Genomic DNA, 12,355 nt, shown 5'->3' on the forward strand with positions numbered 1-12,355 from the left:
ATTTGCACGGAGATTAAAAGAAAAAAGAATCTGAATAGATTCTTTTTTTCTTTTAAATAGTTTTAAATTTGCATTCATAAAAAACAACACAACTTAGGATAATGAGTAATACAATTACAACCACAAATTTTAATTTTCCGAATCAGAAATCAGTTTACCGCGGAAAAGTTAGAGAAGTTTATAATATCAACGACGAGCTTTTGGTAATGGTCGCAACCGATAGACTTTCGGCTTTTGATGTGGTTTTGCCAAAAGGGATTCCTTACAAAGGACAAATTTTGAATCAAATTGCAACAAAATTTATGGAGCTTACAGCTGATATTGTTCCAAATTGGTTAATTGCAACTCCAGATCCAAATGTAGCTGTTGGACATTTATGCGAACCTTTTAAAGTTGAAATGGTTATTCGTGGTTATGTTTCTGGTCATGCTGCACGTGAATATGCTGCAGGAAGAAGACAAATTTGCGGTGTAACAATGACCGAAGGTTTGAAAGAAAATGACAAATTTCCTGAACCAATTATTACACCAACTACAAAAGCTGATAACGGTTCACATGATGAAGATATTTCTCGTGAGGATATTTTATCTAAAGGGATTGTTTCTGAAGAAGATTATTTGGTTTTAGAAAAATATACACGAGCGTTATTTCAAAGAGGAACTGAAATTGCTGCTTCTCGCGGTTTAATTTTAGTAGATACTAAATACGAATTTGGAAAAACAAAAGACGGAGTTATTGTTTTAATTGATGAAATTCATACTCCAGATTCTTCTCGTTATTTTTATGCTGATGGATATCAGGAAAGACAAGATAAAGGAGAGGAGCAAAAACAATTGTCTAAAGAGTTTGTTCGCCGCTGGTTGATTGAAAATGGTTTTCAAGGACAAGAAGGACAACAGATTCCTGATATGACAGAGGCTTATATTGAATCAGTTTCTGAAAGATATATCGAATTATACGAAAATATTTTAGGAGAAAAATTTGTTAAAGCTGATATCGACAATATTGATCAGCGTATTAATAAAAATGTATTAGATTATCTAAGTAATAAATAATAAGTCAAAGGTTTTTAATTTATTTTAAACTAGATTTCTCCAACTAAAAATGCCTTGCAGATTTATAATCGCAAGGCATTTTTTATATTTTAAAAGACTATTTTTCTACGAAATCAAATTTAGATTTTAGTTTTGTTCCATTTGATCTTTTAAATTTTCAAGACCTTTTTGCAAATCGTTTCCAATCATTTGATCCATTTTCATCATTGGCAGCATTATGTTCATCGGAAAAGGAATAATACCATTGACTCCCCATTTTACTTTTGTTTGATTTCCTGCCAAACTTTCGGTTGACATAAAACCATTGGCCGTGTCGTTCATTGGTTCTTTAAAGCGAAGTGCAAAATCCAGTCGTGAGTTAGGAATAATTTTGGTTATTTCCTGTTCTCCAACACCAACTTCTTTAACCTTACTTTCCCATGCTGAAATCGCACCAACAGTTCCATCAACACCTTTAAAAGTTGATTTCATTTTTGGGTCAATGTTTGCCCAGACACTAAATTGATTTTGATTTTTTAGATATTTCACATAATTAAAAACGGTATCAACAGGCTTGTTGATGGTAATTTCTCTTTCGACCGCATAATTTTTTGGCATGAAGTAAGCTGCAATTAGTACAATAGAAAAAACTAAAATTAAGATAACCAGAATTTTTTTGATAAGTCCCATAATCTTTGGTTTAGATAGTTAATTACTTTTTTGAAAATTAGTTAAATAATAAGCATTAATAATTGTAAAGTTATAAAAGTAAAACGCTGTATTTTAATGCGTTTAATTTTTTTTGAAGATTTTTTTTATAAAATTTCATTTTTAGTGTAACATTTTTGTAATCTCAGCGTCTATATAAGTGTAGGCAAAAAAGTTTAATAACAATTAGATTAAATTTATAAGCCTTTCATTAACTGAATGTTAGTAATTTGTTAAAACATATTACCTTGTAATACATAATACATAAAATTACTTACATTTACATAGAATTTAAAAATCATCAATATCAATCAATTAACAATCAATCATTATGAAAAATTCAATCATTTATTTAGGAGTTGCTTTAGTAGCGTTTGCCAATGTTTCAATGGCATCAAATCAAACATCACTTGTGAAACCACAAATGGAAATTACAAAGATTTTCTCTTCGCCATTAAATGTGGCAGTTAGCAAAGGAGATCTTGCATTCGTAAAAAAACTTATTGAGTACGGAGCAGATGTAAACGAAATGTCTGAAGATTTATCACCTTTAATGACAGCAGCACGCTATAACAAAGTTGAAATCATGAAAGTTTTAATAGCAAATGGAGCTCGCGTAAACGAAAAAAATGAAAAAGGCTATACAGCATTAAAATATGCTGAATTATCAAATGCGACAGATGCTATCGCTATTTTGAAAGATGTAAAATAAACATTTGTTCTAAAAGTTTAAAGAGTTTGAGTTAGTAAATAAAACGACCTTCCTGAGCAGAAGGTCGTTTTTTTTGTGTCGATAAATCAAAAAAGCATCATTAAAAATGATGCTTTTTCTTTTTGAACCTATTTAATTAACCACTAATTAATTTTAAAATCTTTATTCGATCGGCGCATGTTTTCTGCGATTGAAAATCCAGAATAAGATAGGGAAGACCAAGAGGGTTAGAATTGTTGCTGTAACTAATCCTCCAATAATTACAATCGCAAGAGGTTTTTGAGATTCAGATCCAATTCCAGTCGAGATTGCAGCTGGCATTAAACCAATTGATGCCATTAATGCTGTCATAATTACCGCTCTTGTTCGTGCTTTTACGCCTCTAAAAATCGATTCTTCGAGCGAGAATTTTGCCTTAATATTGTGATGAAATTCAGATATTAAGATAACTCCATTCTGAATACAAATTCCGAGTAAAGCGATAAATCCAACTCCAGCAGAAATTCCGAAATTCATACCTGTAAGATGCAAAGCAATAATTCCTCCAATTACGGCAAAAGGAGCATTTGCCAATACAAGCAGTGAGTCTTTTAGATTTCCAAACAAAATAAACAGCAATACAAATATTCCAATTAAACTTATTGGTACAACTTGCGCTAAACGTGCACTTGCACGAACTTGATTTTCAAATTCGCCAGTCCAGCCAGTTGTATAACCAGTTGGCATTTTTACTTCGGCAACTTTCTTTTGCGCTTCTGCAATTGTACTTCCTAAATCTCGATCTCTCACAGAGAATTTAACTCCTATAAAACGTTTTGTATTATCTCTGTAAATAAATGCAGGTCCAGTAATGGTTTTAATATCACAGATTTCTTTTAATGGAATCTTTGCGCCGTTTATGGTAGGAACTTTTAATTCAGCCAGGTCTTCTTCGTCTTTTCGATACTCTTTAGAAAAACGTACTCGAACATCAAATTTCTTCTCATCTTCATATTTTTCTGTTGCCGTTTTTCCTCCAAAAGCTAATTCTAGTACAGCTTGAGCATCACTTAAAGTTACGCCATATGCTGCCATTTTTTCGCGATCTAAAACGACGCTTATTTCTGGCTGACCTACATTTCGCAGGATTCCGGCATCTTTGATTCCCGGAATGTCTTTAATTTTTGCTAAAACCTGATTAGAAAGTTCGTCAAGTTTATCTAAATCATCTCCATAAATTTTCACCGCATTCGAAGCTTTAAAACCAGCGACAGATTCTGCTACGTTGTCAATAACAGGCTGAGAATAGTTATAGGTAATTCCTTGATGAACTTTTAACTTCTCATCCATTTCATTAATTAAACCATCCATTGTAATTTTTCGCTTCCATTCGGCTTTTGGTTTTAAATCAACTTGAAGTTGAATAAATCCAAAACCATTAGGGTCTGTTCCGTCATTGCTTCGACCTGTTTGTGAAAGCACTTTTTTGACCTCAGGAAAAGTTTCTAAATCTTTTCGAATCATTGCAGCAGTTTTTACACTCTCTGGTAATGACGTGCTCATTGGTAATTCTGCCGTTACCCACAATGCACCTTCATTTAATTGAGGTAAAAATTCTGTCCCTAAAAATGTAGCGGAGAAAAAGGTTGTGGCGATAATTACTGCGGATATGATTAATGTTTTTACTTTATGCTTAAAGGTCCATGCAAATCCTCGACCAACAATTCTATCCCAAAAATTCACAAACGGATTATTCTTTTCTTTTACATTTTTGTTCAGTAAAATATGAGATAAAACAGGAACTAAAGTCAGCGTGAAAAGTAATGCCCCCATTAATGCAAAACCTAATGTATAGGCTAGGGGAGAGAACATTTTTCCTTCTACTTTCTGGAAAGAGAATATGGGAAGTAAAGCTGTAATAATTATTAATTTAGAGAAAAAGATGGCTTTACCCATTTCAGTTCCCGTTTTCTTAATAATGCTTCCTTTGGCAATTTTATTATACGCTGTCATTCCTAATTGATGCGCACGTTGGTCTAACACTACAAACAATCCTTCAACCATTACCACTGCACCATCAATAATTATCCCAAAATCGACTGCTCCTAAACTCAGCAGGTTGGCACTCATTCCCATCATCTTTAAGCATAGAAATGCAAATAATAAGGAAAGCGGAATTACAATTGAAACGGTAAAAGTTGTTCGCCAATCGGCCATAAAAAGAAACACAACACAAGTAACCAGAATAATTCCTTCAAATAAATTGTGCATTACCGTTTCGGTCGTGAAATTCATTAAATTATCACGATCATAGAAAGTTTCTATTTTTATATCTTTAGGAAGTACATTTTCATTTAAATCCTTTATTTTGTCTTTAATTAAGGCTAATGTTTCTTGCGCGTTTTCGCCTTTTCGCATTACAATAATGCCTTCAACTGCATCATCATTTTTGCCAATACCGGTTTGACCAACTCTAGGCATCGCACTTTCGTAAACCGATGCTACATTTTTTACCAAAATAGGGTTTCCTCCAGGATCGTCAACAATTATGTTTTCGATATCAGAAATAGATTTTAGTAAACCAACTCCTCGAACAACAAATGCTTGTCCGTTTTTTTCAATAATATCTCCACCAACATTCAAGTTTCCAGCATTTACGGCATTGTAAACCTGAAGAGGTGTAATGTTGTATTTTGCCAGTTTTATAGGATCAACCCCAACTTCATACGTTTTATCTTGACCTCCAAAAACATTTAAATCGGCAACACCTGGAACTGCACGTAATTGTTTATCAATTACCCAGTTTTGGTAGGTTAATAATTCACGGCTGTCTCTGCTGTCGCTTTTTACAATATATCTAAAAATTTCTCCGGTTGGTCCATATGGAGGTTGAACATCTGGCTCAACATCATCAGGAAGTTTTACATTTTTAAGCAGATTATTTACTTGAAAACGAGCAAAAGTATCGTCTACACCATCATCAAAAATAATTTTGATAACAGATAAACCAAACATTGTAATACTTCGTACACTAGTCTTTTTTTGAACCGAGTTCATCGAAATTTCGATAGGCGAAGTAACAAAACGTTCAACTTCTTCGGCACTTTTTCCATTCCATTGAGTGATGATTATGATCTGTGTATTGGTAACATCTGGAAAAGCGTCAATTGGCATATTTTTGAAGGAAATAAAACCTGCGACGGCCAGTACTCCAACCCAAAAAAAGGTAAATGCTTTGTTCTTAAGAGAGAAAGCAATAATGTTTCTTATGAATTTGTTCATGTCTTAATCGTTTAATGCGCGATAAATAAATAACTGATTATTAGTAATGACTTTTTCATTTTCCTTTAAACCGCTTGAAATGTAAGTTGTATCTCCCACAACTCTAAAAACTTCAACTTGTCTGGTTTCGATATTATGGCGATCTTTAAATATCATTACAAAGTTTTTACTTTTGTCAAAAACAATGGCATCACTAGGAACTGCTATCATAGATTTATCCTCATTAAAAGACAATTTTATGTTTGCATTCATATCAGGTTTTAACAAAAATCCAGGATTTTGAAGCTTTATTCGTGCTTGCATTGCCTTAGTCTGCGGATCAATTACATTGAATATTTTATCTACTTTACCTTTAAATATTTTATCTGGATAACTTAAAGTTGTTACGCTGGCATCGATGCCTAGTTTTACTTTATTAATATCAATCTCGTTGATATTTGCCATTGCCCAAACTTCACTAATTTCTGCAATATCAAATATGTTTTCAGAGCGGTCAGATCGTAAAAGCATATCTTGATTAATGCTTTTTTGAATAATAAATCCACTAATTGGAGCAGTTACTTCGTAAATTGAACCTGCTTTTATGTTATAGATTTTATAAGTTTCCTGAATTTTACTTAGTTGTGACTGCGCTTTGTTAACTTCTGATTTTGCTTGAAGCACATCGCTTTCAGAATTTAGTTTTCCGTCAAATAATTCTTGTGCCACCTTTAAATTGTTTTTAGCAACTAGTAAATCGCTTTTAGCGTCTATAGATTGCTTTTCAAAATCGGCTACATCAGTACTTTTTATAATAGCCAAAACTTGTCCTTTATGTACGTAGTCACCAAGTTCTACATTAACCTTGATTACATTACCGCCAACAAGAGGGTAAACATCTATCATTTTATTATTGTCGGCCGTAATTTTTCCATAAAAGCTTAATTCGTTTTTTACAATTTGAGTTGTTGCAGTTGCGGTGCTTGTGGTTTTAAGCATGCTGTCACTTAGTGCAAATGAAGAATTTGTTTGCGGATTTTCTACTTCCTTTTTGCAGCTTGTCAGCGATAAACTAACAATTGCAATTCCTATAATTAGTGTATGTTTCATTATTATTTAGTTTTAGAATAAATCCTTGTTGATTGTACTGTTTAATTCTTCTCCAGATAAGGCTAGTTTTTTCTTTAGTTCGTTAACTTGAAGATTGGCTTGATTGTAGCTTTCCATAAAATCGGTAAATTCTAATAAGCTGATATTTCTTTTTTGAAAATTGGCTAAAATTCCGTTGTAAACTGCTTCAAAATCGGAGTTAACAGTTGGTTTAATTACAGTATAATTTTTTCTAGATTCATTCCATTTATTCCAAGCCGATGTAATTTCAGTTTGCAGTTGTAGATCAAAATTTTGTTTTTCTACTTTTGACTGTGCCAAAATGGTTTGGGCGTATTTGATGTTTCCTTTGTTTTTGTTCCAAAGCGGGAGTGGAATTCCAATTGATACATTTGCTTCTTTTTCAAAAGCGCCGCTTCGTTGATCATAGTTTGCGCCCAAAGTGATGTCAGGAACAGAAAGTGATTTTTGCCATTTTACATTTAATTCATTTGCTTCAATTTCTTTTTGCTGTGCTAAATAATCAGGACGATTTGCAATTGCTTCATCTTGAAAAGATTTTAAATCAAATGGTATTGTTTTTAAGTATTTGTTAAAATCATCTTTTGAAACATTTGGAATAATAGTTTCAGTTTCGTTTAATAGCAATTTTAAGTTTGCTTGCTCTTCAATACTATTATTTACAACTTCCATTCTCTCATTCTTAAAGTTTAAATAAAGTGATTGTAAGCGAACAAGATCTTTTAGCGCAATATTTCCTTTCTGTACTTGCACAGAGTATGAATTGATTAAGTCTTCAATATGTGCAAGCTGATTATCTGTCGTTTCAAGGCTTTTTGTGTTGTAGTAAACCGTATAAAAACTTTTGCGCAGCTGCAGCTTTAATGTTCGCAGCAAATCATTGAATTGAAGTTCTGCTAATTGTTCATTCGTTTTTGCCAGTTTTACTTCATTGCGTTTTTTTCCACCTAAGTAAATTAACTGTTCTATACCAAATACTTTTTGACCATTTTTTCCTATATCAAAATACTGATTCCTTTCAGGATTATAAGCATTTAATTCCGCAGTAATAGTTGGATTGTCCCAAATTTTTGCCTGAATGGTCAGTGCTTTTGAGGCATCGATATTATATTGAGATGCCAATAAAAAAAGGTTCTTTTTAAGAAATTGGCTCTCACAGTCTTGAAGAGTAACTGTTTTTTGAGCCACAATTACTTGATTGAACAATACAAGTAACAGCAATGCACATAGTTTTTTCATTGTATCAAATTTATTTGGTACAAATATGCTATCAGCAGACTTTAAGACGCCTTAAAATCTACCTTAAAAATGCCTTAAAAATAAATTAGGGATGAAAAATTAATTGAAATAAATTTTCGTTTGTGTTTGTAATACTATAAGTTATGGTGGAGTGGTGTAGGTTTAAGATGCGATTCACAATACGCAAGCCAAGTCCGAATCCTGCTGTTCCTTTTGAATTTTCTCCGCGCATAAAAGGTTGAAAAAGATTTTTCTGTTCATTCTCCGTCAGCGTTTTTCCAGTGTTTGAAATCGAAATAACCAGAGAATCGCCTACTGTACTTATTTTTACTTTTGCCTGTTTGTTATCCGAATAAACACAGGCATTTTTTAAAACATTGCTTATCGCAATTTCTAAAAGATTTTTATTTCCCTTAATTTCCAGAGCAGAATCTAAGTTTTCGCTTTCTTCCATTTCAAAAAGAATAACAAAGTCAGGAAAGCTTTTATTCAGATTTTCAATTGCCGAAAACAAAATTTCATCTAAACGATGAGTTTCAGTATTTTCCTGATTTTTGGTATCAATTTTAGAAAGAGTAAGTAATGAAGTAATTAACTCTGTCAGTTGATTTACATCTGATAAAATTGTTTTTAGGAAGCTTCTGTTTTCAACAGTTGTTTTAGGATCTGCAACTACATTTTCTATTTGAGATGTAATTCTAGATAATGGCGTTCTGAGTTCATGCGATGCGTGCGCAGTAAACTCCTTTTGTTTTTGATAAGAAATTTCAATTCGATCCATCATGAAATTGAATTCATTGGCAATTAAATCAATTTCATTTTTATTACTTTTTGATTTTATGCGAGTATCGAGATTGTTCTCGTTGATATTTTTTATTTTTTGATGAAACAAACCTAACGGGTTCATTGCTTTTTTGACCATAAAAGAGGTTAATACCCAGCAAAGACAAGTAAAGAAGATATAAGATATAACTAAGGTATATCGTAAAAAAAGTAATTTACGTTTACCGTAATCATCAGTTGCTGATATTAGAGCGTAAAAATCTTTGTCTTTAGTGTCATAGAAAACGCCGTATACTTCGTAGTCTCCTTGTTGTTTAAAGAAAGTTTTATGCTTTTTAAGATATTTTAAATCATCAACAGACCAATTAATTTTAGCGTCGTCAATACTGCTGTAAATGAGTTTAAATTGTGAATCAAATACCAGTGTTTTTTCGTCATACAGTTTATTTATAGAATTTTGATCGATCATTTTTAAAAGTTGATCATCAACTTCTTTAACATTGACCAATAACTTAATGTTCGAAAGCGCTTTAATTTCTAATCGATCTCTAAATTCTTCTTTTCTAAAATTAGAATATAAAACAAATATCACAGTTGAAGCCAATCCAAAAAGGATTGTAAACAGCAGGCTTACTAAAAGTGATATTCTGTTTTTTAAAGTCATTCTTGATTGCTTAGATAGTACCCGTAGCCAATTTTAGTTCGTATAAGTTTTACTTCATGATCCTTATCGATTTTCTTACGCAGAAAATTGATGTAAACTTCAATAGTGTTTTGATTCGTTTCTATGTGATAATCCCATAATTTTTCCGCAATAAACTGCTTTGATAATACTTTACCTTTAGCATGAGCTAAAATTAGGATCAGATTAAATTCTTTTGGAGTCAGTTTAATTTCTTCTCCAGCGCGAAAAACTTTCATTTCATCTTCTTGAATTTCTAGATCTTCAATAAGAATCTTTTGTTCTGTTTGCTGCGGAATTTCTTTTCGTCTTAATAAAGAGGAAATTCTCGCATACAATTCTTCAAAATGAAAAGGTTTTACCAGATAATCATCGGCACCATTATCAAAAGAAGCCAATTTATCTTCAATTTCACTAAATGCTGTAAGCATTATTATTGGTGTTTTTTTATCAACCTCTCGAATACCTTTGCAAACCTCAATTCCATTTGTTCCAGGAACATTTATATCAAGAATGATTAAATCATATTCATAAGGAAAGTATTTTTTAAGAAGTAAAGTTCCGTCATAGAATGGAAAACACTCGATTTTTTTTGTAGCGAAAAATGCTGAAATCTCTTTAGATAAAGTAAAGTCGTCTTCGAGTAGTAAGATTTTCATGGTATTTAAGTATTAGTCAATTTGGCTGCTCTTAAAACAGCCAAATTGACATTTTGTAGGTTCTCTTATTTAAAATAAGAAAAAGTTTCATTGTTTTCAATCTTCAATATTGAAGCATAAATCAGTTGAATCACATTTTCTACATCTTCTCTGTGTACCATTTCTACAGTTGTATGCATATAACGTAAAGGTAGCGAAATTAACGCAGATGCTACACCACCGTTACTATATGCAAATGCATCAGTATCTGTTCCTGTAGCTCTTGAAGTTGCATGACGCTGAAATGGAATTTTACATTCCTCGGCTGTATCAACAATTAAATCACGCAATTTATTTTGAACTGCCGGAGCGTAGGCAATAACGGGGCCTTTACCCATTTTTAGATCTCCCTCAACTTTTTTGTCAATCATTGGAGTAGTAGTATCATGGCAGACATCAGTTACAATTGCAACATTTGGTTTAATAGTTTGAGCGATCATTTCGGCACCGCGTAAACCAATTTCTTCCTGAACAGAATTTACAATATACAATCCAAAAGGAAGTGTTTTTTTGTTTTCATGCAATAAACGAGCAACTTCGGCAATCATAAAGCCGCCCATTCTATTATCGATCGCTCGACAAACGAATTTATTTTCATTAAGAACCATGAATTCATCAGGATACGTTATTACGCAGCCAACATGAACGCCCATTGCTTCTACTTCTTCTTTTGTTTCACAGCCTAAGTCAATAAAAATGTTGCTTAATTTTGGAATTTCTTCCTTGTCTCGTAAACGTGTATGAATTGCCGGCCAGCCAAAAACACCCTTTACGATTCCTTTTTTAGTATGAATATTAACTCTTTTCGATGGCGCAATTTGATGATCAGAACCACCATTTCTAATGACATATAATAAACCATCATCAGTAATATAATTTACATACCATGAAATTTCGTCAGCATGTCCTTCAATAACAACTTTAAAAGGAGCGTCAGGATTAATAACTCCAACAGCTGTACCGTATGTATCAGTTATAAAAGTGTCAACATATGGTTTTAAATAATTCATCCAAAGCTTTTGTCCTTCACTTTCGTAACCAGTCGGAGAAGCATTATTTAGATAACTTTCTAAGAAAGAAAGAGAGGTGTCATTTAAGATAGATTTTGTACTCATAAAAATATTTTTGCGCTAATTTATAAATTTGGTATTAGAGTTGTGTATAAATATATAATTTTACATTTAAATTAAGACTCCATGAGATTTACCTGCAGTATTTTATTTTTATTAATGATTTCGTTTTCCAGTATTGCACAAGTTACTCCGAAAGAAAATCAAGAAATGGGTTATATGTTAACCGAGAAAGATTCTATTCTTAACGATACAATACAACTACCTGAAATTATTGTTTCAAAAGGTCAAAAATTAAGTCCAGAAGAACAAAAGCAATTTCAGATTCTTCAGAATAGAGTTTATAAAGTTTACCCTTATGCAAAATTAGCGTCAGATAGATTGACTGCATTGAATAAAGGCATGGCACGCTTGAATAGCAATCGGGAAAAGAAGAAGTATTTTAAGATCGTTGAGGACTATCTTAATAATGAATTTGAAGACAGGTTAAAGAAGCTGTCCAGAAAACAAGGTCAGATTCTTGTAAAATTGATTCATCGCCAAACGGGGATTACAACCTATGAGCTGATTAAGACTTTAAAAAGCGGTTTTAAAGCGTTTGTGTCGAATACAACAGCGAATTTGTTTGATATAAGTCTGAAAACCGAGTATAAACCATATGAAGTAAATGAAGACTATCTAATAGAAACAATTCTGGTTCGTGCTTTTGAATCTGGACGTTTACTCAATCAAACACCAGCTGATCCTATAAATTATGACAATTTGATGGAGCATTGGGAAGCGAAAGCAAAAGCGGTCAATAAAAACTAATACTATAATATATAGTACTCACAACCCGGCAGGTTTTTAAAACCTGCCGGGTTTATTTTTTATACATATATATATGTATAAAAAATGTGACTATAATATATAAGAGCAAAGGTTTGTTTTATTTGGGGAACTGAAATACTTTCGGTATTAGTATTTATAAGTAGTTTTCTTTCGCTATCCGTTTCAATCTTTTGCTTCTATCGGGGTTGGGGCACGAGTTTCCAGAAGAAAATATCAAGAAAAATGAA

10 protein-coding genes are annotated in these 12,355 nt (G+C 32.4%); 3 read left to right on the forward strand and 7 right to left on the reverse strand.

Going from position 1 to position 12,355, the window contains the following annotated elements:
- The first annotated feature begins 101 nt into the window (after nucleotides 1–101).
- Nucleotides 102–1,055, forward strand: a complete 954-nt coding sequence (locus tag ACHRVL_RS22665) for a phosphoribosylaminoimidazolesuccinocarboxamide synthase (protein WP_395415540.1) — start codon at nucleotides 102–104, stop codon at nucleotides 1,053–1,055.
- A gap of 126 nt (nucleotides 1,056–1,181) precedes the next feature.
- Here ACHRVL_RS22665 and ACHRVL_RS22670 read toward each other — a convergent pair whose 3' ends face one another.
- Nucleotides 1,182–1,724, reverse strand: coding sequence for an SRPBCC family protein (locus tag ACHRVL_RS22670; protein ID WP_395415541.1), 543 nt, complete (start codon nucleotides 1,722–1,724; stop codon nucleotides 1,182–1,184).
- 349 nt (nucleotides 1,725–2,073) lie between these two features.
- Here ACHRVL_RS22670 and ACHRVL_RS22675 point away from each other — a divergent pair, with 349 nt between their 5' ends.
- A complete protein-coding gene (locus ACHRVL_RS22675; protein ID WP_395415542.1) occupies nucleotides 2,074–2,454 on the forward strand; it encodes an ankyrin repeat domain-containing protein in 381 nt (126 codons plus the stop codon).
- Nucleotides 2,455–2,616: 162 nt separating this feature from the next.
- On the opposite strand, the gene ACHRVL_RS22680 is transcribed toward ACHRVL_RS22675, so the two are convergent.
- The 6 genes from ACHRVL_RS22680 to ACHRVL_RS22705 all read right to left on the reverse strand — a co-directional run bounded on the left by ACHRVL_RS22680 (nucleotide 2,617) and on the right by ACHRVL_RS22705 (nucleotide 11,342).
- Nucleotides 2,617–5,715, reverse strand: a complete 3,099-nt coding sequence (locus ACHRVL_RS22680; RefSeq protein ID WP_395415543.1) for an efflux RND transporter permease subunit — start codon at nucleotides 5,713–5,715, stop codon at nucleotides 2,617–2,619.
- Between the two features lie 3 nt (nucleotides 5,716–5,718).
- The gene (locus ACHRVL_RS22685) at nucleotides 5,719–6,804 is read right to left on the reverse strand and encodes an efflux RND transporter periplasmic adaptor subunit (protein ID WP_395415544.1); all 1,086 of its coding nucleotides are present in this window, start codon (nucleotides 6,802–6,804) and stop codon (nucleotides 5,719–5,721) included.
- A 12-nt stretch (nucleotides 6,805–6,816) separates the two neighbouring features.
- On the reverse strand, nucleotides 6,817–8,064 hold the full coding sequence (locus ACHRVL_RS22690; protein WP_395415545.1) for a TolC family protein: 1,248 nt from the start codon (nucleotides 8,062–8,064) through the stop codon (nucleotides 6,817–6,819).
- 85 nt (nucleotides 8,065–8,149) lie between these two features.
- Nucleotides 8,150–9,511 carry an ATP-binding protein gene (locus tag ACHRVL_RS22695; protein WP_395415546.1) on the reverse strand — a complete coding sequence of 454 codons (1,362 nt, stop codon included), beginning with the start codon at nucleotides 9,509–9,511 and terminating at the stop codon, nucleotides 8,150–8,152.
- Nucleotides 9,508–10,188, reverse strand: coding sequence for a response regulator transcription factor (locus tag ACHRVL_RS22700; protein WP_089055984.1), 681 nt, complete (start codon nucleotides 10,186–10,188; stop codon nucleotides 9,508–9,510). The genes ACHRVL_RS22695 and ACHRVL_RS22700 overlap by 4 nt, the downstream gene beginning before the upstream one ends.
- A gap of 65 nt (nucleotides 10,189–10,253) precedes the next feature.
- The gene (locus ACHRVL_RS22705; protein ID WP_395415547.1) at nucleotides 10,254–11,342 is read right to left on the reverse strand and encodes a M42 family metallopeptidase; all 1,089 of its coding nucleotides are present in this window, start codon (nucleotides 11,340–11,342) and stop codon (nucleotides 10,254–10,256) included.
- 81 nt (nucleotides 11,343–11,423) lie between these two features.
- Here ACHRVL_RS22705 and ACHRVL_RS22710 point away from each other — a divergent pair, with 81 nt between their 5' ends.
- Entirely contained in the window at nucleotides 11,424–12,107 is a 684-nt protein-coding gene (locus ACHRVL_RS22710; protein ID WP_395415548.1) for a DUF4294 domain-containing protein, read from the forward strand.
- The last annotated feature ends 248 nt before the right edge of the window (nucleotides 12,108–12,355 follow it).

The sequence above is a fragment of the Flavobacterium sp. FlaQc-28 genome (assembly GCF_044007415.1).
GTDB lineage: Bacteria > Bacteroidota > Bacteroidia > Flavobacteriales > Flavobacteriaceae > Flavobacterium.